At 51.6% G+C, this 21286-nt stretch carries 22 protein-coding genes; 17 read left to right on the forward strand and 5 right to left on the reverse strand.

All coding sequences use genetic code 11. The features are described 5' to 3' along the window. Positions 1-3: 3 nt before the first annotated feature. The 3 genes from AC3ZPD_RS19920 to AC3ZPD_RS19930 all read left to right on the forward strand — a co-directional run bounded on the left by AC3ZPD_RS19920 (position 4) and on the right by AC3ZPD_RS19930 (position 4090). On the forward strand, positions 4-1512 hold the full coding sequence (locus AC3ZPD_RS19920; RefSeq protein ID WP_490986023.1) for a copper amine oxidase N-terminal domain-containing protein: 1509 nt from the start codon (positions 4-6) through the stop codon (positions 1510-1512). Between the two features lie 186 nt (positions 1513-1698). Beyond that, entirely contained in the window at positions 1699-3090 is a 1392-nt protein-coding gene (locus AC3ZPD_RS19925) for an MATE family efflux transporter (protein ID WP_490986024.1), read from the forward strand. A gap of 103 nt (positions 3091-3193) precedes the next feature. After that, the gene (locus AC3ZPD_RS19930) at positions 3194-4090 is read left to right on the forward strand and encodes a divergent polysaccharide deacetylase family protein (protein WP_490986025.1); all 897 of its coding nucleotides are present in this window, start codon (positions 3194-3196) and stop codon (positions 4088-4090) included. Positions 4091-4112: 22 nt separating this feature from the next. Here AC3ZPD_RS19930 and AC3ZPD_RS19935 read toward each other — a convergent pair whose 3' ends face one another. Then, positions 4113-4820, reverse strand: a complete 708-nt coding sequence (locus tag AC3ZPD_RS19935; RefSeq protein WP_490986026.1) for an N-acetylmuramoyl-L-alanine amidase family protein — start codon at positions 4818-4820, stop codon at positions 4113-4115. A gap of 172 nt (positions 4821-4992) precedes the next feature. Here AC3ZPD_RS19935 and AC3ZPD_RS19940 point away from each other — a divergent pair, with 172 nt between their 5' ends. Then, a complete protein-coding gene (locus AC3ZPD_RS19940) occupies positions 4993-5187 on the forward strand; it encodes a YqzE family protein (protein ID WP_490986027.1) in 195 nt (64 codons plus the stop codon). Between the two features lie 119 nt (positions 5188-5306). Here AC3ZPD_RS19940 and AC3ZPD_RS19945 read toward each other — a convergent pair whose 3' ends face one another. From AC3ZPD_RS19945 to AC3ZPD_RS19955, 3 genes are all read right to left on the reverse strand, one after another. Next, positions 5307-6305, reverse strand: coding sequence for a hypothetical protein (locus AC3ZPD_RS19945; protein WP_490986028.1), 999 nt, complete (start codon positions 6303-6305; stop codon positions 5307-5309). Between the two features lie 150 nt (positions 6306-6455). Then, positions 6456-7388, reverse strand: a complete 933-nt coding sequence (locus AC3ZPD_RS19950; RefSeq protein WP_490986029.1) for a YqhG family protein — start codon at positions 7386-7388, stop codon at positions 6456-6458. Between the two features lie 3 nt (positions 7389-7391). Further along, a complete protein-coding gene (locus AC3ZPD_RS19955; protein ID WP_490986030.1) occupies positions 7392-9152 on the reverse strand; it encodes a DEAD/DEAH box helicase in 1761 nt (586 codons plus the stop codon). Positions 9153-9545: 393 nt separating this feature from the next. Here AC3ZPD_RS19955 and AC3ZPD_RS19960 point away from each other — a divergent pair, with 393 nt between their 5' ends. The 10 genes from AC3ZPD_RS19960 (at position 9546) to AC3ZPD_RS20005 (ending at position 19576) form a co-directional block, all read left to right on the forward strand. Beyond that, positions 9546-10547 (forward strand): LacI family DNA-binding transcriptional regulator, encoded by a 1002-nt coding sequence (locus AC3ZPD_RS19960; RefSeq protein ID WP_490986031.1) that lies wholly within the window; start codon positions 9546-9548, stop codon positions 10545-10547. Positions 10548-10580: 33 nt separating this feature from the next. After that, the gene (locus AC3ZPD_RS19965) at positions 10581-11405 is read left to right on the forward strand and encodes an ABC transporter permease (RefSeq protein WP_490986032.1); all 825 of its coding nucleotides are present in this window, start codon (positions 10581-10583) and stop codon (positions 11403-11405) included. A gap of 54 nt (positions 11406-11459) precedes the next feature. Then, complete coding sequence (locus AC3ZPD_RS19970; RefSeq protein WP_490986033.1) at positions 11460-12497, forward strand: ABC transporter ATP-binding protein; 1038 nt, start codon at positions 11460-11462, stop codon at positions 12495-12497. A 59-nt stretch (positions 12498-12556) separates the two neighbouring features. Beyond that, positions 12557-13732: an extracellular solute-binding protein gene (locus tag AC3ZPD_RS19975; RefSeq protein WP_490986034.1), complete on the forward strand. Its 1176-nt coding sequence runs from the start codon at positions 12557-12559 to the stop codon at positions 13730-13732. Next, positions 13729-14574 carry an ABC transporter permease gene (locus AC3ZPD_RS19980; protein WP_490986035.1) on the forward strand — a complete coding sequence of 282 codons (846 nt, stop codon included), beginning with the start codon at positions 13729-13731 and terminating at the stop codon, positions 14572-14574. The genes AC3ZPD_RS19975 and AC3ZPD_RS19980 overlap by 4 nt, the downstream gene beginning before the upstream one ends. After that, on the forward strand, positions 14571-15044 hold the full coding sequence (locus AC3ZPD_RS19985) for a hypothetical protein (protein WP_490986036.1): 474 nt from the start codon (positions 14571-14573) through the stop codon (positions 15042-15044). Before AC3ZPD_RS19980 ends, AC3ZPD_RS19985 begins: the two co-directional genes overlap by 4 nt. Beyond that, the gene (locus AC3ZPD_RS19990; RefSeq protein ID WP_490986037.1) at positions 15041-16087 is read left to right on the forward strand and encodes a CehA/McbA family metallohydrolase; all 1047 of its coding nucleotides are present in this window, start codon (positions 15041-15043) and stop codon (positions 16085-16087) included. Before AC3ZPD_RS19985 ends, AC3ZPD_RS19990 begins: the two co-directional genes overlap by 4 nt. Before the next feature lie 28 nt (positions 16088-16115). Then, positions 16116-16892, forward strand: coding sequence for a glycerophosphodiester phosphodiesterase (locus tag AC3ZPD_RS19995; protein WP_490986038.1), 777 nt, complete (start codon positions 16116-16118; stop codon positions 16890-16892). A gap of 179 nt (positions 16893-17071) precedes the next feature. After that, on the forward strand, positions 17072-18694 hold the full coding sequence (locus AC3ZPD_RS20000) for a cellulase family glycosylhydrolase (RefSeq protein ID WP_490986039.1): 1623 nt from the start codon (positions 17072-17074) through the stop codon (positions 18692-18694). 174 nt (positions 18695-18868) lie between these two features. Beyond that, positions 18869-19576 (forward strand): GDSL-type esterase/lipase family protein, encoded by a 708-nt coding sequence (locus AC3ZPD_RS20005; RefSeq protein WP_490986040.1) that lies wholly within the window; start codon positions 18869-18871, stop codon positions 19574-19576. A gap of 148 nt (positions 19577-19724) precedes the next feature. Here the strand turns inward: AC3ZPD_RS20005 and AC3ZPD_RS20010 are convergent, their stop codons facing one another. Beyond that, positions 19725-19955 carry a hypothetical protein gene (locus tag AC3ZPD_RS20010; protein WP_490986041.1) on the reverse strand — a complete coding sequence of 77 codons (231 nt, stop codon included), beginning with the start codon at positions 19953-19955 and terminating at the stop codon, positions 19725-19727. A gap of 260 nt (positions 19956-20215) precedes the next feature. Here AC3ZPD_RS20010 and AC3ZPD_RS20015 point away from each other — a divergent pair, with 260 nt between their 5' ends. From AC3ZPD_RS20015 to AC3ZPD_RS20025, 3 genes are read left to right on the forward strand one after another with little or no spacing between them, the layout of a single operon-like run. After that, positions 20216-20386, forward strand: coding sequence for a hypothetical protein (locus AC3ZPD_RS20015; protein WP_490986042.1), 171 nt, complete (start codon positions 20216-20218; stop codon positions 20384-20386). Next, a complete protein-coding gene (locus tag AC3ZPD_RS20020; protein WP_490986043.1) occupies positions 20364-20732 on the forward strand; it encodes an MFS transporter in 369 nt (122 codons plus the stop codon). Before AC3ZPD_RS20015 ends, AC3ZPD_RS20020 begins: the two co-directional genes overlap by 23 nt. A 41-nt stretch (positions 20733-20773) precedes the next feature. Next, complete coding sequence (locus tag AC3ZPD_RS20025) at positions 20774-21001, forward strand: hypothetical protein (protein WP_490986044.1); 228 nt, start codon at positions 20774-20776, stop codon at positions 20999-21001. The last annotated feature ends 285 nt before the right edge of the window (positions 21002-21286 follow it).

Raw genomic sequence — 21286 nt, forward strand, 5'->3', positions numbered from 1 at the left:
CTGATGAAGAGATGGAAACGCAGTTTGAAATGGCTGCTCCCCGCGGCGGCCCTGCTGCTGGTGTTGGCCGGGTGTCAGCCGGTAGGCGGACTGGACGTGGACAAAGCGCTGCTGGGAAATGCGGACGTGAAGTCGGCCGAGTCCAGCTTGAGCCTGTCCGTTCACGCTGAGCCAAGTGCGGCCGCAACCGCAGAAGATCAAGAGATTATCGATCTTATCAATTCGTTTTCGTTCCAGCTGGATGACATTAAAATGGAAGACAGCACAACTCTGTCGGCTAACGGTCTCCTGACCAGCAGCAAGCTGAAGCTGCCGTTTCAGCTCTCTTTGAACAAAGAGGGCGTGGCCGTGAAGGTGGAGGGAGCCAAGGAAGCTTTTTACCTGCCTCTGACGGAAGAGCTGACCGCCGGCGGCATAAGCGGGCTGGATCCGGAGAAATCCCGGGCTCTCGGCAAGGAAATTCAATCCTTTATCATTAAACATCTCCCCAACCCTGAGGTGATTAATGCTTCCAAAGTGAACGAAACGGTTCATGGAGAACAGCTTAACCTGACCAAACTCCATGCCGAAATTTCCGGGGACGAACTGACCGGGCTGCTGAAAACGTTCCTTCAGGCCATCTCCGATGATCATGAAGGATTAAAAGCCGTGTTAGGCGGAGTTTACGACAGCTTGCTGCCAGCGCTGAAAGAACAAGGATTTACGAATCTCCAGGACCTTCAAATGGGACTGCCCGATGTTTCCCTGGACGATAAAGAAGGCGTGGTTACCGAAACCTACACCCAAATTCAAAAGGCGCTGGATCTTGTCCTGCTTAGTTACGATGATGCGGTTAAGCAGGCATTTGAGGAAACGCCTGAAGCCTCCGCGGTGTTCAGCAAAGACACTAAGCTCACGGCGGATATTTACGTGGACGACAGCTACAAGCTGCGCAAGCAGGCGCTCGAATTTGCGATAGCTTTGCCCGACACGGGCGAAGAACTGCCGGTTTCGAGCTTCAGTCTCAAACTGGAAAGCGAACAATGGAATGTCAACGGGCCGGTGAAAGCCGATCTGCTTGACACGGATAATGCTCTTAACGTAACGGATCAGACGCTGACCCCGGGAACGATCCTCCGAAACCTGGATCCGCAGTCCGATATTTACGGCATTTTCAAAAATGATTTGGGCATCACGCAAAAATATATTCCGGTTGATCCGGAGTACGACGACGTGGTGATCAAGCAAAATACAACGATGATCCCGCTCCGTTATTTGGCCGAATATCTGGATGCTTCCGTTAAGAGCCAAAACGGTAAAATCATCGTGACGGACGATCTGAGCGGCGGCCAGCTGATCTTTACGCCAGGCTCTTCTTACGCCGTAGTGCATGGAGCGGCCGTCAAAATGCCTCAGCCCGTATTTATCGATAAGTACGGCAGAGCGTACGCCCCGCTGCGCACGCTTGCCGAAGGGCTGCAGGCGCATGTGGAAAGGGATAGCGACGGTTCTCTCTACATAACACGCGACTAGTCCCACGCTTGTATCTTTGCTTCGTTAATTGAAAACGGCACAACCCCGAAAGTGTTTACCGCCGGGGTTGTGCCGTTTTGTATTGACCAGCCTGCGGTATAGGAGCATAATGTAACCTGAATGAAAAGGTCGGGAGTTGTGCCGGAGGTGCCTTCGGCAAATCTAACTAGTAAAAGATGTGATCTCATGTCCCAGGCTCTTGTCAAAATGAAACCCGCCGCTTTGCTAACGAAATATTTCTCCGGCAACTCGATCAGTTATCCGCAGATGATCGCTTTGTTTATTCCGCTGCTTGTCGATCAGGCTTTTATCGTCGGGCTCAATTTAATCAACACGGCGATGATCAGTTCATCGGGGGTTGCCGCAGTCAGCGCGGTCAACATGGTGGATTCCCTGAACATTTTCCTGATCAGCGTGTTTGTGGCCGTAGCTACCGGCGGTACGGTGGTCGTCGCCCAATATAAGGGCAGCGGCAATTTGGAGATGGTCTCCAAATCAACGGCCGGCACCATTTCCTCCGTGTCCGTGCTGTCGATCGGGATCGGTCTGCTGCTTGGCGTATTCCATATGCCGGCGCTTAATATATTGTTTGGTTCCGCTGCGTCTGACGTCTTTGACAATGCCCGCGTTTATCTGATCGGCAGCAGCGTTTCCTATCTCGGGATCGGGATTGTGGAGGCGGTTTGCGGAGCATTGCGGGGGATTGGCCGGAGCCGTGCGTCCCTTTTTTTGTCGCTTATCATGAATTTGTCTTATGTAGTTTTGAATATCGTATTTATTAATTTTCTGAATATGGGAGTTATGGGTTTGTCCGTTGCCCTTAATGTCTCCCGTTATTTGGCTGCTGCCTGCGCCATTCTTTATCTGGTTAGGGTGGATACAAATCTGCAGCTCAAAATCAAAGACATGGTCAAGGTCAATTGGGCGATGTTCAAGAAAATCATGTTTATCGGCCTGCCGTTTGCAGCTGAGCAGATGTTTTTTAACGGGGGAAAAATTCTGACTCAAATCTTTATCGTTGGCCTGGGCACCAACGCGATTGCCACTAACGCGATTTCCGCTACCTTGGCAAACGTGGTGCAAATTCCCGCTAATGCGCTGTCCCTGACGGTCATCACCGTGGTCGGACAGTGTATAGGCAGCAAAAATATCGACGATGCCAGAAAGTTCACGAAATCTTTCCTGTGGCTGTCCTCCTTGTCGTTTGTCATTACCGGTATCATTGTGATGTCCTTGTTTAACCCGCTAGTTTCGATGTTCCATCCGCCTAAGGAAATCATAAGGGATATTTTCATCGTGATGCTGGTGAACACCATCCTTCAGATTCCTTTGTGGTCGATTAGTTTCATCACCCCTTCCGCGCTGCGCGCGGCGGGCGATTCCAAATATACGTCCATGGTCTCCATGCTGTCGATGTGGCTGTTCAGGGTGGTGCTCGGGTATATCCTGGGCGTGCATTCGCCGCTCGGCATCCTGGGGGTTTGGCTGGCCATGGAGCTGGAATGGGGCATCCGCGGCGTGATTTTCTACCGGCGTTTTGCCGGAAACAAATGGTATCAACACAAGCTGATCGATTAAAAATGGCTGGTCTTGTGCGTTAAGGCTTCAATTTCCTGTACTAATAACACCCTGATCCTCAAACAATGTACTTACCATGAAGTACGATTGGAGGAAGATCAGGATGGGCAAAAACGATAACATTTCCATAAAACAGGCCGTTATCCGGGCAGTTGTTCTGGTAACGGCATTCCTTTTGCTGATTCCGCCGGGGCAGGCCTCAGCAGGCGGCGTGAAACTGGAGCAAACGGTCCTGCTGCCGCCGGTTTCTTCGCAGCCTGCGCCGTCTGTGCCTCTGTCTGCAGCCGGTGCCAAACAATTGGCTATCGTCATCGACGATCTCGGCAATGACATGGAAGGGACTAAGGAGATCATGGAGATGCCGATCAAGCTGACGGTTGCGGTTATGCCCTTTTTGCGTACAACGGAGCGGGATGCGCGGATGGCCCATGAACGCGGATTCGACGTGCTGGTGCATCTGCCGATGGAGCCTAATCACGGCAAGCCGGAGTGGTTGGGGCCGGGAGCCATCATGAGTTCTTTAAGCGATGACGAGGTCCGAAAAAAGGTGGAGCAGGCGATCGACAATGTGCCTTACGCAGTGGGCATCAATAACCATATGGGCTCTAAAATAACCGCGGATCCGCGAATTATGTCCATCGTTTTGGACGTATGCCGGGAACGTGGCTTGTTTTTCCTGGACAGCCGGACGAATTATAAAACCGTCGTCGGCAAACTATGCAAGGAGAAAGGGATGCCGGATATCGGCAACCAGTTTTTTCTGGACGACCAATACAACCAGCGACATATTGCCGGGCAGATGCATAAGGTGCTGGAGTGGATGAAAGACCATGATAGCTGCATTATTATCGGCCATGTGGGCGTTCCCGGAACCAAAACGGCAGGCGTCATCCGCAGCTCCATTAAACAAATGCCGGCGGATGTTGAATATGTGACCTTAAGCCAGCTTGTCCGCGAGCAATGCGGCGGAGGAATCGGCCTGCCGGGTTTGATCCCCTGAGGAATGCCTAACCTCTCCCTTGCTATGATTCAAGAAAATACCGGGCGATTCCCGCTACAAGAGCCTGAGCGACTTGCGTTTGTCCCCGGGATGAACGAAGGAAATTACGGTCTTCTTCATTGCTGATAAAACCGGTCTCCACAATGACCGCCGGCACTTCGGTATGGTTCAGCAAATAAAAAGGTTTGCCGAGCTCAGATTTCCAATGGCTGTGGTACAAGTCGTTTAAGGTTTCCTGAATGCAGGCAGCAAGCAAGGCGCTGCGTCCTTCATCCTGATGGAGGACGATAGGGCCTTTTCTTGTTGCGTTTTTGGACCAGTTTACATGCAGGCTGACCACGATTGAGGTTTTGACATCTTCGCTGATCCGTTCTCTTTGCGTCAAGTCCCGCATATGCCGGGAACGGCTGCCGTGCCAGCGGTTTTCATCGCTCAGCGCATAATCGCCGTTTCGGTTCAAAATGGCTCTGTATCCCTCACTACGAAGCAGCAAATAGAGACGCTGAGCGATCTCCAGGTTGATATTTTTCTCCAGAAGATCCCCGTGCGAGGTTCCTCCGTCGATGCCTCCATGCCCCGCATCTATGAGGATGACCGGCTTTGGAAAAGCGTGATGCGCCGGTTTGTCGTCCGTTTTTTCATCTGCCTGTACGGGCAGAGCGAAGAGCCCGAAGCAGATGGAAAGCGCCGAGATCACCAGGATAAACTTGTTTTTGTTACCTGTATGCATACCGCACCTCTTTTGAAAGGATGGATTTGCCTATAGAGTAAACAATCCGCTGCCGGCTTATGCATGAACCGGGTTAAAACGGCTCCTGTTTGAACACACTAGAAATAAGGGCAGGGACGGAAACGATCAGAGCAAAAACTCTGAAATCTAAGCTAGTCAGGAGGAAGCCAAAATGGCTAAGGGCGACGAACTGGTCCGCTATATTACGGAAAGAGTTGTCCATTACGTGGAGACGCCGAAGGAAATCCGGAAGGAACAGCGCAGGCAGGTCAAAGAACCTTGGAGCAGCAAGTGGTTCGGCATGGTTCCCGCTTCCTTGTCAATGTGGGGACAGAATCTGTTTAAGAGAAAACGGCGTACCCGCTGAAAAAGGATATAAACGCGGCAGAGCTGCTTTTCGCATCAGGGAAACCTGAGCGGAGAGCAGCTCTTTTTTTAGGGGAAAAAGTATGGGATTCGGAGTATCGCTTTTCTAGTCTTGGCCGTTTACCGCCCTGTCCAGGCTTTAAATTCTCCTGCTCCGGCCAAGGCGTCAAATAAAATGTAGCGTGTCCGGTTTTCGGTCCGGCTGATTAAATAAACAACCGGCTGACCGGCCTCTTTAAGGCTGGCGGTTGGTTTCACCCACAGCTGGTAACCGGAAACGGGGAGGGATTGCGCATAAGTGCGGGAAGCTCCTGAGGAGAAAAAGACCCATTTGCCGGGCTGGACAGCCGTATTTTGAAATTGTGCCGCTGAAAGTTTGACCGTTTTGCCGGTCAGCCACAGCAGATTATCGTTCGGCTGGAATAATGCCGTGTTTTGAACCGGTTTTTGCGGAACGGGCAGCTGTGCTGATTGTACGCCGCCTGGATCGGCGGTACTTGTTCCAACCGCTTCATTTAATCCTTGAAAGGGGAGGAGGGACTCCCGTTTGGACCAGTCGGCATCGGTATCGGGAAGCGGTTCGCCGCCTGCGGCCTCATAATAAACGGTTTGAGTCAGTCCCTCTTGATTTGAAATTTTCCATTGGGTAAGGGTAGGGCCGCCGTAAAGCGGCTCTAATTTGACGCTGCTGCCAACGGGCAGCCGTGCCGGATTATATAAAGGGTCGGGGCCTGTCCCGTATTCAACCAGCGCGAGTCCGCCTTCGGGTTTTGCGGCAATGATCAGATAACCGACCGGCGTCCGGTCCGGGGAGATCAGGCTGACCAGCCAGCCGTGGGTGCCAGGACCCAGCGGATGAATAGCCGCTGTGCTTCCAATCCATGCCTTAAACGCTTCCTGTCCGGCAAAACTTTCGACGGCTTCGCGGGCAAAGAGCTGAACCTCTTTGGGAGCGGCCTGCTGTACACCGCCTGTTTCCTCCATAAAAAATACGGCTGAAGGTTCGGCGGCCGACGCTTCGGGGAGAGCCGCTTGTTCCAAAGCGGCGGGGGCCAGAAGGACGGCCCCTAACAGAAGGAACGATATCGTTTTCGATAAGGCGAAACCTTTGATCATCATTCATCACCTGCGCTTTACGGGAATGGTGAGACTTGTATTTTATTAGGTTTTCTTTAATTGTAGACAGGCTGTCCGAAAAAGAGTGTTGTTCCCTGTCGGGGACCGTTTTGCGAAGCAGCTTCTATTTTTGCAGTCTTTTAGCGACAGAAGTCAGGTTCTCGGCACAGGGCCGGAACGAAGGTGAAAGACGCCGCAGTTTATGGCGGAAATCTGGATCCGGGGTTCAAACTGCCAGCAAATTTCCTCGCGTCTTGCTTCATACTGCTGCTTGGCGCCTAAACGGGTTTCTTCGTTTTCATCCTCCAGCAGGTGACTGTAGTAACCGTCAAGAATCGCCAGCTCTTCCTCCAGCCTTGCGCGGGCCTGGACGGCCCAGCTATCGTCGAGCTCCGTCAAATAGTTTTGCAGCATTTCCTCCAGCAGATTTTTGCCTTCTTTGAGCGACAGGGAGGTAGGCACAATGCTGATATTTTCCGGGATACGGTTCAGGAGCGGAATGCGGGACACTCTTTCGCCAAACCGGGTATCGATTATCCCTGAGGTCAGTGATATGCCGTAATAATGCAGCTCTTCACGTTTCATGTCGCAGGCGAACTCGGCTTTAAAGCAAACGCCCAGCCACGGTTCATAGGCGGCAGGGAGCAGAGTCCGCCGCTGCAGATGCCCTGGATCCTCAAATACGTAAACAAAACTCCCCCCGCGTTTCGCTGCTTCAAACAGCTGCTGGAGCCGCGGGCTGCCAAAGGACAAATCCTCCCGCTGGATCCGCCCCGGCCCCAGGATCGGCAGCGGCCGGACCGCGCCAAAATGGCGGCTCATGACCGAATCGACTTCAGGAGCCGCTGCCGGGTAAGCCGTATCGTATCGATCGGAGTCAAACACAAACGTATAGGACATCGTTTCGGGTTCAATTTGGCAGCGGTCGACATAGGCCCAGTAATAAGGCCGGTTCGTCAGCTCCCGGTCCGCCTGCGGGGATAACTTTACCGTTACGTGATGCGGCGATTCCTCGCGGATTTCGCATTCCGTCGCGTCCAAATAAGCCCGGACATAGTCGCGGATCTGATGGGCTGTCATGGTCATGGTTTAAGAACCTCCAAGCATTTCCTGCACCGGCGATATGGCGCGGTTTTCATCTTCATCCGCCTCCAGCTCTTGTTTGATGGCGATCATGGAGGAGGCCAAGGACTCCACGCCTTGTTTAATCTGCTCGTCGCTATCCGCTTCCAGCATAATTTTATAAAGGCTTTTCTCCAGGGAACCCTGCTTCTCAAGCCGCTCCAGGATGACGTCCAGCCCTCCGATAACCATCTCAAACATGTTGATTTTCTCATGCAGCAGATTCAGGATATGCTCCTCGATCGTCCCCCGCGTAGATAAATTGTAGATTTTTACGTCGTTTTTTTGCCCCAGGCGGTGAACCCGCCCGATCCGCTGCTCCACCCGCATCGGGTTCCACGGCAGATCGAAATTGATCATGTGATGGCAGAACTGCAGGTTGATGCCTTCGCCGCCGGCTTCGGTCGCGATCATGACCTGGGCGCGGCCGCGGAAGAGGTCCATCATCCAGTCTTTTTTGCCCCGGTTCATGTTTCCGCTGTAAGGAACGGCGATCATGCCGCGGTCGCGGAAATATTTCAGCAGCGATTCCTGGGTCGCCCGGTATTCGGTAAAAATAATGACCTTCTCGCCGGGATCGATGCTTTGAATCAGCTCAAAGGTTTTTTCGGCTTTGGTGTTCGCTTTGATGGCTTTGATCGTATGGACAAGCTCCCAGATTTTATCGCGCAGCGGCGAATCGGGAGCCAGCTTTTTCGACAGGTTGACCAGGGTGACAAACACCGCATCCCGGCTGCTGCACACCTCCCGCTGCAGCGTGATCAGCGAAAACAGGCTGTTTAAATCGCCCCCGGCCGCCGTGTATTGCTCTTTGACAAAAGTGGTGACGCCGTCGTACAAGGCTTTTTCCTCGGCGGACAGCTCCAGGGGCACGTTGCGGACGATCCGTTTGGTGAAATCCAGCTGGCCGTCGCTGCGGCGATTGCGGATCATGACCTTGGACAACTCGCCGCGCAGGGCGTCTTCGTTTTTCGGCTTTCTTTTATCGACCACAAAGTTGGCCGCAAATTCATTTTGTTTGCCCAGCTGTCCCGGCTTCAGCAGCGTGATGAGATTAAACAGCTCGTCCAGATTGTTCTGGACGGGCGTAGCGGTCAGCAGCAGGCAGTATTTTTTCCGGAGCCCCTGCATGAACTGGTAATTGGTCGTTTTTTTGTTCTTCAGCTTATGAGCCTCGTCCACGATGACCAGATCATAAACGCTCCCATGCAAAATATCCTTGTGCGGATCCCGTTTGGCCGTGTCCATGGAAGCAACGACGATGTCGGACTGCCAGGAATGTTCTTTCTTTTGGGCAATCGCCGGGATGCCGAATTTTTGGTTAAGCTCCCGGACCCACTGCAGCACAAGGGAAGCGGGGACCAGGATCAGCACTTTGCGGACCAGCCCGCGGATTAAATATTCTTTCAAAATAAGACCGGCTTCAATCGTTTTCCCCAGACCGACTTCATCCGCCAAAATGGCCCGTCCGCGCATTTCGAACAGAACCTTCTGCGCCGTGTCGACCTGATGCGGCATCGGCTGCACGGCCGAAAGATGTTTGAGGCATTGCAATTCTTCGAAATGGGTGACAAGGCCGGCTTGCTCCGCCTGCAGCGAAAGACGCAAGAGTCTGTAATCGTCCCATGGCCCTCCTTTGTCGAGACGGCTCTGCAAATTCTCGTACCAGCTTTGATCGAATGTGATAGGCACAGAGTTGTGCGGTACCGGGGTGTTCTGCGGGCTCATGTCCAAACAACCTCCTTTGTCGGCAAAAAAAGAAACTTTGTAGAAGTAGTATGGACGAAATGAAAGAACTTCATAACCGTAAAGCCGAGCCTGCCCGCAGCTCTTTTATATAGAGGGTATCCGCAACTCATTCCTTAAAAACACACTGCCGCGAATCCGCTTGTGATTTACATGAAGGAAACAGTGTTAACACGCGCTTAACATAACAGCGTTTTCCGCGGCTATTTCTCTGTCTAAACGAAAAAAACTTCGTAAACCCTCGAATTCAGTCGAACGATTATTTACATTTTTGCTTAACCGGATTAATACGAAACTTACATTCGAAAGGTATTCTGTTTGATGTGGGAACGGTCTCACGTGGGAACGGTCTCATAAGAAAGAGAGGTTAGGTGTGTGAGCAACATTAAGGAAATCGCCCACTTGTCGGGCGTATCAAAATCTACGGTTTCGAGAGTGATATCGGGACGCGGCTATACGAGCCAGGAAGCCAGGGACAAAGTCCTGAAAGTGATTCAGGAGCTGCAGTACAAACCAAACGCGGTAGCGCGCGCCATGGTTTCGCAGCGGACGAACAACATCGGGATTCTCATTTACCGGAGTCATTATCCGGTGGTGTCCCATCCCTTTTACGGGAAAATACTAGATGCCATCCTGGCCGCTTCGGCGCAGATGAATTATTCGATTTTTGTGACGACCGATCAGGAAATGTCGCTAAGATCCGCGGATTTTATGCTGGAGAAAAGAGTGGATGGACTTATTCTGATCAGCCGGCTGGAACAAAACGTCATCGACCACATCGGCAAGTTCGGCGTGCCTTACATTATGGTCAACGGCTCCACCGACGTCCCCGGCGTCATTCATATCGTCAACCGGGACCAGGACGGAGGGCGGGAAGCCGCCCGGCATTTGACCGGCTTGGGCCACAGACGAATCTTTATGCTTGCCGGCCCGCAGTCTCACCGAAGCCATCATTTGCGGCTCGACGGTTTCAGGACTTACCTGAGCGAGCGGCACCTGGAGTGTTCGGAAGCCTCGGTCGCTTATCCTGAAGCGTCTACCTTTGAGGAAGGCTACCGCAAAATGGAGGAGAACTGGGAGCATTTTCAGAGAGGGAATTACACGGCCGTATTCGGCACCAACGACATGATAGCGCTTGGCGCCATGAAGTTTTTGATGGAACGCTCCGTTCAGGTTCCCGGGCAGGTGGCCGTCATGGGCTTCGACGATATCGATGCGGCTTCCCTCTTAACGCCATCCTTGACCACGGTTAAAGTCGACACCGAAAAAATGGGGCGGCTCGCCTGCTTGATGCTGGACAGGCTGATTCGGCAGGAACCGATAAGAGAAACGGCCGTTGAACTTGCGCCGAAGCTGGTGATCCGGTCTTCCACATAGAAAACAGCTTATAACGAAAGGAGAGCTTTTTTAATGAGGTGGTATTTGAAAGCGGTAGGGCCCAAAAAAATCATCGAGTTTCTGCTGTTGGTCGTATTCGTCATTTTCTTCATGGGTCCGTTATTAAACCTGGCGATTCTGGCGTTTACGGGCAAATGGAATTATCCGGACATGCTTCCGAGGGAATGGTCCCTCAAATGGTGGAGTTTCGTGCTTTCACAGGATGGAATCGCCAAGTCGATTGGCCTATCCTTCGGCATTGCTGCCATCGTAACCGCTCTGTCTATCGTTTTATGTATCCCGGCCGCTTACGCGTTTGCGAGGATCCGGTTTCCGCTCAGCAGATTTTTCCTGTTTTCGTTTTTGCTGACGCACGCGTTCCCGAAAATGGGGCTTTACGTTTCGATCGCCGTGCTGTTCTACAAGGTCGGGCTGATGAACACGCTGGCTGGCGTGGTGCTGATTCATATCATTAACGTCCTGATGTTTATGACCTGGATTCCGACCTCTTCCTTCCGGAACGTGCATACCGCCCAAGAGGAATCGGCGAGGGATGTCGGAGCCGGACCGTTCCGCGTGTTTCGCAGCATTACGCTTCCGATGGCCATGCCGGGCATTATCGTCGCTTCGATTTTCACTTTCCTGAACTCTCTGGATGAAGCGCAGGGGACCTATCTGGTCGGCGTACCAAATTTTAGAACGATGCCCGTCGTCATGTACGGCATTATTACCGATTACCCGGCTTACGCGGGCGCTGTATTTTCGATTATCCTGACCGCTCCGACCATTATCCTGCTGTTTGCCGCGCAAAAATTCGTAAGCGCGGATGTATTATCCAGCGGATTCCAAATCAAGTAAGACCTTAGGAAGGGTTAACGCGTGCCATTTTATTCAATAAATTGGGAGGTCATTATGCAGGCTCAACTATCGATACAGAAATTGACGAAACGTTATAAAACCGGCGACGGGGTGTCCGATATTTCGCTGGATGTGGCCAAAGGCGAGATGATTACGCTGCTTGGTCCCTCCGGCTGCGGAAAAACAACGGTGCTGCGCAGCATCGGCGGGTTTCTGGATCCGGACTCCGGCGACATTTTGATCGAGGGCAAAAGCGTGCTGACCGCTCCGCCGGAAAAACGTCCTACGTCCATGGTTTTCCAAGGTTATAACCTTTGGCCCCACATGACGGTTTATGACAACCTTGCTTTCGGCCTGAAAATCCGCAAGGTCAAAAAAGCGGAACGTGATAAAGCGATCTCCGAGGTGCTGGAGCTGGTTCGTCTGCCGGGAGCGGGGAATAAATACCCGGCCCAGCTGTCCGGCGGTCAGCAGCAGCGGATTGCCGTCGCGCGGTCGCTCCTGCTCAAGCCGTCCGTGCTGCTGCTCGATGAGCCTTTCTCCGCATTGGATGCCAAACTCCGCCACGAAATGCGAGAGGAGCTCCGCGAGATTCAGGCCGAGCTGGGGCTGACGATGGTTTTTGTCACCCACGACCAGGAAGAGGCCTTGTCCATTTCCGACCGGATCGTGGTCATGAACCATGGCCATATCGAGCAAATCGCTACGCCGCAGGAAATTTACGATGTTCCCAAGTCGCTTTACGTGGCTCAATTTATAGGGAAAATGAACTTTGTTAAGGGGGTGGTCGCCGGAGGCGCAATTACGGCAGGTACATTAAGTTTTCCCAATCCTCATTCGCTTTCAGGTCCAGTGACCGTTGCTATCCGGCCGGAGGATGTGGTGCTGGAGGCTTCGGATGATAACGGGCTTGGGCTTAGAGGGATCATCAAACAGATTATGGTGCTTGGACATTATGCCGAGGTTTCCGTTGATGTCCGGGAACAGGGTACAATCCGGGCGTTTCTGGCGCGCGACGACGTCAAAGAGCTGCTTCCCGGCCAGGAGGTTTCCGTTAAGTATTCCAAAATTCTGGCTTATCCCGAAGCTTAAATGCAGTTCTCATCTCAATTTCAAATTTATTTTTCCCAATTATGAGGAGGTATTTATTTATGTTCAAAAAGAAAACCGCTTTTACGCTGCTGTCGAGTCTGGTACTGGCCAGTTCCCTGCTTGCGGGCTGCGGCGACAATAAAACGGCCGAATCGGCCCCGGCTGGCAGCGCAAGCGCCAATGCCGGAACATCGGCAGCCCCGTCTTCCGACTTTACCTTCTATTATACCGGCTCGCAAAACGTAGACGATCTGTGGAAAACGCTGATTCCGATGTTTGAAGAGAAAAATCCGGACATTAAAGTAAAACCCGTTTACGTCGCTTCAGGAACGGCGGCCCAGCCTACCTACGATAAAATTTTGGCCGCCAAGCAGGCAGGCAAAGGTTCCGGCGATGTTGACCTGTATGAAAGCGGGATTGATGACGTAACTAAAGGCCAAAAAGACGATCTGTGGGATACCCTCGGCGCCGATCAAATCGCTAACCTGAACAATGTCGACCAGCAAACGCTGCAGGACGTTTCCAATCTGGCTATCCCGTATCGTTCTTCCGCGGTTATCCTGGCTTATAACAGCGACAAGGTCAAAAATCCGCCAAAAACATTGGACGAGCTGTATGACTGGATCCGCAGCAATCCGGAGAAATTCGCTTATAACGATCCTTCTACAGGCGGAGCGGGCAGCGCTTTTGTAACGACGGCCATCTATAAATTCCTGCCGGAGGACGCGATCCACAATTCCGATCCAAGCATTGAAAGCCAATGGACGCAAGGGTTTGAGCTTTTGAAAGACCTCGGCAAATATGTTTACGGCAAAGGCATCTATCCAAAGAAAAATCAGGGCACGCTTGACCTGCTCGCCAGCGGCGAAGTGGACCTGATCCCGGCTTGGTCCGATATGGTGCTCGATCAGCTCGACAAAGGGCAGCTGCCTGCAAGCACAAAAATGCAGCAGGTTACGCCTGGCTTTAACGGTGGCCCGACTTACCTGATGGTCCCTAAAGAGTCCGCCAAGAAAGACGCCGTCTACAAATTCCTGGACTTCGTTTTGTCACCGGAAGCTCAAGAAGTAGTAGTTAACAAAATGCATGGCTTCCCGGGCATCAAGCTTTCCAGCATGTCTCAAGACATTCAGGATTCCTTTAATGGCGTAGCCGACGGTTTCCGGACTTTCAGCCTTGGCGATCTGGGCACGGAGATCAACAAAAGATGGCAAAGTGAAGTTGCGGCCCAATGAGTAAACAAGTCAAAAGGGGGATGCTGGGGTTAGCCCTGGTGCTCCCTTCCTTTCTAATATTGGTGTTTATCGTCGTATTGCCTATCCTTGGTTCCCTGAAAGAAAGCCTGACGAATAAAGACGGCGGATATGATTTTTCGAATTACCGGTATTTGTTTACCGACAAGCTGATGCGTTCCAACATTATTTTTACGCTGGAAGTGACGATTCTTTCTTCGGTGCTTGTCCTGCTGATCAGTTACGCGCTCGCCGTCTACATGAGATTTAATGACGGTTTGGCCGTACGCTGGATCCGCAGCATGTACATGATCCCGATTTTTATCCCGGCGGTGATCGCTACCTACGGCATGATTCAGCTGCTGGGCAATCACGGCTGGGCCGCCCGCATTTTGTACCATATGGGGGACGAAAGTTTTCCGCGGATTATTTTTGATATGAAAGGCATCATTATCGCCAATTTGTGGTTCAACATTCCGTTTACGACAATGCTGCTAGGCTCCGCGCTGTCCGGAGTTCCCGATGCCGTGATCGAAAGCGCAAAAGACGTAGGGGCAGGCAAACTGCGGATCTTTTTCAAGCTGATTATCCCGCTGACCTACAAAACGCTGCTTGTAGCCGTAACCTTTGTATTCATGGGCGTCATCGGCTCGTTTACGGCCCCTTTCCTGGTAGGACCCAATGCGCCGCAAATGCTCGGGGTTTCGATGGAGCAGGTCTTCGGCGTCTTTCAGGACCGCCAGCTTGCGGCGGCCATGGCCTTTTTCACCTTCCTGCTTTGTTCGTTTATCGGTTATTTCTACATCCGGTCGATGATCAAGGAAGAAGGGATGCGCCAGTCATGAGAACTTTATTGATGGACGTGCAGGGCAAAGCGGCTCCGTGCTGCAGCAAATCGCATATCGCTTACCGCTTTTTCCTTCCCCGTCCGGGGGGAAAGCTGCATCTGGATTTTGCCTATAGCCCCAAAAATCTGGAGGACCCGGAGACAGCCAAAGCTTTGATTGAGGAAAGTTTAGGGAAATACGTGGAAGAGGAGCTTCAGGAGCAGGCGAAAGCCCGCTGGGAATCGTATCTGCCGCTCAAAAACCTGATCACCGTTTCCGTGGACGCGCCTGATGGGCACCGCGGGGCCGCTCACCGCCATGATCCGGAGCAGCATTTGTTTTTAAGCCGGGATGAGGCGTCGCCGGGGCTGGAACGTGGAGAGTTAAGGCAGGGAATGTGGGAAGTGACTTTAAGTTTGCATGCCATCATCACCGAATGGTGTGCCTATTCGCTGCAAATTTGGCAGGAAGAGGAGGTTGCCCGATGAACTGGCTGGCTTGCGAGCTGCATACGCATACGTTTCACAGCGACGGAAAACAATCCTTGCAGGAGCTTGCCGCAGGCGCCAAATCGCTTGGTTTTGACTGCATTGCCCTGACGGATCACAACACCATGACGGGGCTCGCGGGCAAAGAGGAAGTCGAACGGGAAACCGGGATTTCCATTATTCCGGGGATGGAGTGGACGACGTTTTTTGGGCATATGGTGACGATCGGGCTTGACCGGTACGTCGATTGGCGGCCGGTGGGTCCGGGAGACCTTCATGCAGGACTCGCCAAGGTTCATGCCCAAGGCGGGATTGCCGGCATGGCGCATCCTTTTCGTCCGGGAAGTCCGATGTGCACGGGCTGTTATTGGGAATTCGAGGTCAGCGACTGGAACGATATCGATTATATCGAAGTCTGGTCGACGACTTTTGCACCGCTTAAAAATAACAACGCCAGAGCCTACCGGTTCTGGACGGATAAACTGAACGAAGGGCATCGTTTGGCCGCCACTTCCGGCCGGGACTGGCATCATCAGGAGCCTACGGACGACCCGTTGTCCGTTACCTACCTGCGTCTGGAAGACAGCGATGCTCCCCTGAGAGACCGGGCGATCCGCGCCTTGTCGTCGGGAAGAGCCTCCGTAACGCTGGGACCGCGGCTTGATCTTGAAATCAGCCGGGAAGGAAAAACTTACGTAATAGGCGACGTCGTACCCGGTCGTACCGAGAACGGACAAATCATTGATCAGGAGCAAGTTTCCGGAGTTCAGCTCTCCGGTTTCCAGCCTTCCTTTGCCCAAGTGCTGGTCACAGCCGATTTTTCGGTTAGAAGCGGGCTTTGGGAACTGCCGGAGCAAATTTATGTGCTGAAGCTGGAGAGCAGTTCAGGCGTATTGTTCGAAGGACAGCTGCTGAGGGACAAACCGCAGTTGACGGCTGAGATTCCTACTGAAGGTTTATTGTGGCTGCGCGCCGAGCTATGGGGCATCATCCGCGGCGTCAGAACCTTGATCGCGTTTACGAATGCCGTTTATTTTGACTAATAATTGATTAAAAAAGGAGGGATCCGGAATGGAAGTAAATGCCGCCAAACTTGCATTTCCTTTAATCACGGCCCACACCGGCTGTATGGAGACCTTGGACAACACGCTTGAATCCGTGCGCAGAGGCATTGAACTTGGCGCAGATGTAATTGAAGAGGATGTCCGGGTAACGAAAGACGGCGTAGCCGTTTTGGCGCATGACGATCTTTGGAACACGGCGGGCGGCGGGGAGATCCGCATTTCCCAAATGAATTTTGCCGAGCTTCGAGAGCTGGAGGTCGTGGCGGATCACGCGGGGAAAAAGGGGATTATCACCCTCCGTCCGCTGGAGGACATGCTGGAGATCATTAAAATGACCGGTAAAACGGCCAATCTCGATTTGAAAACCGATCAAGCGATTGACGCAGCCGCCGAACTGGTGGAGCGGATGGATCTGCTGGATCAGGTTTTTTTATCCGGATGCGAAGCGGATCGGGCCAGGCTTGCCCAGCAGCGCCATCCGCAGCTTAAAAAACTGCTGAATGCGAATGCCAAACTTTTTATGGCGCTGTCGCACGAACAGGCGGTCATTCAAACCTGCCAGGACGCCCTGGAAACCTCCTGCTTCGGGATTAACCTTTATCATGAATTCGTTACTCCTATGCTGATGGGAAAAGCGGAAGCCTTGGGGCTGCCCGTTTACGCCTGGACGGTAAACGAAACGCCGCTCATGGAGTTTTATGCCGACCTGGGAGTGGCGTCCATTACGACCCGGAACGTGGAGGCGCTGGTTGAATTGAAGCGTAATCGTACCCGTACCCCTTAGTAGCATTTTCAAATTGAATATCCTATAAAAAATATAAAGTGCGCAGAAATGCGTGCTTTTTTCATGCCTGACTTCCGAAATTCCATTGACATTTTTGCCATAAAATAACTATAATCTTATCGTAAATGAAAGCGCTTTATTATTTGAGGTTTTTATTTCATTTTAAGGAGGAACTGGTCTTGAAAATCAAAAAAGCCTTTTCGTTCATCTTCGCCTTTACCTTGATTTTCGGCTTAGTGCAGTTTGGCAACCAGCCTAAAGCCGAAGCGGCAGCGATCGGAGCAAGCGACTTTTTGAAGACAAGCGGTACACTCATTAAAAATAATTACGGAGGAGGTAGCGTGGTCAGCCTTCACGGCACCAATCTGGGCGGCTGGCTCCTGGGCGAAAACTGGATGTCGCCGCTCGGCGGCACGGATGAATGGACGGTCCGTTCCACGCTGCTTAACCGGTTCGGCGCAGCCGCAACCGACAGCATTTTTGCCGCCTACCAGGATACATGGATTCAGGCAAGCGATCTGGACAATATTAAAAACCTGGGCTTAAACCTGGTGCGCGTTCCGATTTATTGGGAAAACCTGATGAACCGGGACGGCTCCATGAAATCAGACGACGTTTCTTTCCGGAAATTGGATTGGCTGGTATCCGAGGCGGGAGCGCGCGGCATCTATGTCATGCTGGACCTGCATGGCGTGCCGGGAAACATGAACGGCTGGCAGAGCGGGGGCCGCGAAGGCGCCAACGAATTGTGGAGCAACCCGACTTATCAGGATTGGACGGTTAAAATCTGGCAGCGGCTGGCGAACCATTACAAAGGCAACCCGGTGATCGCCGGTTACGATCTGCTTAACGAGCCGGTAAGCAACAATTCCAGTCTTTCGATCAGCCAAATGTACGACAGATTGTATAAAGCCGTTCGGGCCATCGATCAAGATCATATCATCGTCGTTGAAGCCTTCGGCTACTGGAACAACATTGCGTCTCCTTCCACTTTCGGCTGGACCAACACTGTTTATGAGCTGCATAACTATGATTGGAACAGTTCCGATTACAACAGTCAGAGCAACAGCATCAACCAATGGTTTGCGGACATCGCTTCCCACCAGCAGAGCTGGAATGTCCCGGTATTTGCCGGAGAGTTCACTTTGTTCGAGTTCAACGACTTATGGGAAAAATACCTGTCCGGTCTTGACGCGCTGAACGTCTCCTGGACGAACTGGACTTATAAAATTACGAGCGGCGGCAACTGGGGCCTGTACAACAACAATGGCAACCCGTTCCCGAATATCAACAGCGACAGCGTGGACACCATCAAAAGCAAGCTGGCCAAGTTTGCAACCAGCTTCCATCAGAAAAATACCTCTCTCCAAAATATCGTAAAAGCCTACGCCGTGCTGAGCGCGCCATCCAGCATCAAAGCGGTAGCCAACGGCAAATTCGTGTCGGCCGAAAACTACGGCAGCGATCCGCTCGTCGCCAACCGCGATGCGGTGGATGCGTGGGAGAAATTCATTATGATCACGAATGCGGACGGGACCGTTTCTTTCCTGTCCATGGCGAATAACAAATACGTAACCGCGGATCTGAACCAGAACGGAAAACTGGTCGCAAGGGCACAGGGCATCGCTGCCTGGGAGAAATTCCGCAAAACGACAAACGCGGACGGCACGGTTTCCTTCCAGGCCGTAGCCAACAATAAATTTGTGACCTGCGATCTGAATGCCGCGACGCCGGTGCTTATTGCCAGCCGGGACAGCGTCGGCGGAGCCTGGGAAGCTTTTACCGTCACCCCGGCTCCTTGATAGTCAGTCATTGAATATTTGCTAAAAAGCGCCCTGCGCATGCTGATCCATGCACAGGGCGCTTTTTCTTTTCCCTGCCTAAATTTGCTCACTGGCTTGGTCTACATAATTTTAGAACTTCGGCCGAAAATATAATTACTAACCATATTCGGGGAAAAGGATGAAGAGGATTATATGAAAAAGCTGAGCCGCAAACTCGTTTTCTTTATCGTTTTGGCTGCCCTGGTCTCCATCCCGGTGATCGGAGCAACCTCCGAGGTTCCGGTCTACATGAAAAACAAAACTTATGTTATGCAGGTGGCCAATCAATCCCACTACAAAGTGAAACATGCGGATATCGTCATGCTGGGGGATTCGATCACGTTTAATGTCCAGTGGAACGAACTGCTGGGCCGGAACGTTGCCAATCGCGGGATCGGCGGGGATTTTACGTCAGGCATGCTGAACCGGCTGGATTATGTGACGGATTTGACGCCGTATATGGTGTTCATCATGGCGGGCATTAATGATTTGAACACCGGCGGGGTGACGCCCGAGGAAGCATTTAATAACTATACCCGCATTTTAAACCGGCTGGAGGAGGAGGAGATATCTCCCGCTATTACCTTAACGCTGTATGTAGGCAAAGAGGTCAAAAATTATAAGGCGGTTAACCAAAGGGTCCAGAAACTAAACGGTTATCTGAAGAGCTACGCGGGTGCGCACAGCATTCCGTACATCGACTTGAATAAGATCCTGGCTCCGAACGGTTACCTGCTTTCGAATTATTCTATTGACGGCATTCATATCAACGGGGACGGCTATCAGATCTGGGGAGATAAGGTGAATGCACTTATTGATCAGGTTCTAACTGCCAGACAGGCCGCTTCAGAAACTTCATAAAATCGAAATCACAATCAAAACCCAATTAAACCAAACTTGAAAAATGAACGAGCCCCCGGCAACAGCCGGGGGCTTTTTCCGCAGAGGAGCAAATGCCGGCCCATGGCGGGACATGGGATTTACTGCGGTCTCGCGCTTCTATTTCTTTTTAAATCAAGGCGATTGCCAGCAGCGTAAATAAACTTAAGGTCAAAATATCATTGCCGAAACCGTACGGGTAAAAGGCTGAAGTGTTCACTTGTCCGCGTTCGGGCCGCAAATAAACGTTTTGCCGGTCCACATCCACGATCGTCCCTCGGTATTCCTTACCGTCGACCGTCAAAATTCTGACCTTTTTATTTTTATTTCTGAGGCAGTTGTAATAAGCCTGTTCAACCATTTCCGGCACACCTCCTGTTTTTGCCAATGTATGAAGAAATCAAGAGTTAAGGCACGGCAAATAACGAGATCATCTTAATTCGCGTTTGCCTCTGTATCGATTACGCCGAGCGGTGCCAAGGAATTTCAGGCCTATCTGGAATCGGAGGTCCAGCCGGATACGCTCCAGTCGGATTTTTTGATGAGGCTTATTTTGGTGAGCATGTTCCGGACGAACAGCTTGAGGCTTGGATTGAAGAAGAGATAACCCGCAAAGAGGCCATGATCGAACAGCTTCAACACGATTACGAGTATTGGAAAAAGCATCTATCAGAAGCACAGCAGCTTTCTTACGACTTGGGCATTGCCAATTATGAAGCCCAGATCAAAGTGCTCCGTGCCACGCGTTTTGTTCAAAAGGGCGGTTCAGATGACAACAATTCAGAACAATAACGGTTCCTTAGAAATCGTCGGACTCATGTGTATCGGTATTTCCATGACCATGCTGGACACCACCATCATGAACATCACGATTCCGGTCATTCAGACGGATATGGGGATTTCGCTGGAGAGCATTTCCTGGGCCCTTAATATTTACACGATTCTGTTTGCCGTATGTTCGATCCCGCTCGGCAGGCTGGCCGAAATTTTCGGGTGTAATAAAGTTTATCTGCTCGGTCTTGGCTTATTTGCGTCGGTTCTTTCTTATGTGGTCTGTCTCAAGACAGCCTTTCGTTTATCCTCTCCAGAGCGCTGCAAAGTTTGGGAGCGGCGATGGTATTTCCGACCAGCATGGTGATCGGCGTAACTTCGGTTCCTCTATCCAGTAGGAGCATTGCATTGACGCTGCTTGGGATGACTCAGGGTCTGGCTGCGGCGCTTCATTTGGAAAATTATGTGGGTTGTCAAGCGGCCTGGAATCATGATATATTCTTATTCCAGCCGCTTGAAGCAACTGATTGCGACAAGCAGGATTGGCAGCGTTTGAAAGCTTCTTCTAATAAGGAAAGTTTAATGAAGAAGATAAACCTCAAAAACTTTTTTCGAAAAAAAGTGCTTGCCAAATAGCTGATAGAGTGATAAGATATAAGAGTTGCTGCTGAGAATGAAAACGGCAACGAAATGAAAAGTTTGATCTTTGAAAACTGAACAACGAGTGAGAAATAAATGAGATACATTGGGGACGAATTTCAAATCCATGTCGATTTGAAATTCGCTCCGATCTCGTCGGATTCAAAATGAGCTAAACAAACACTTTTAAATGGAAAACCTACCGCCTTCGGGTGGCAGGAACCTTCCATCTTTTATGGAGAGTTTGATCCTGGCTCAGGACGAACGCTGGCGGCGTGCCTA

It is taken from the genome of Paenibacillus mobilis (assembly GCF_058267595.1).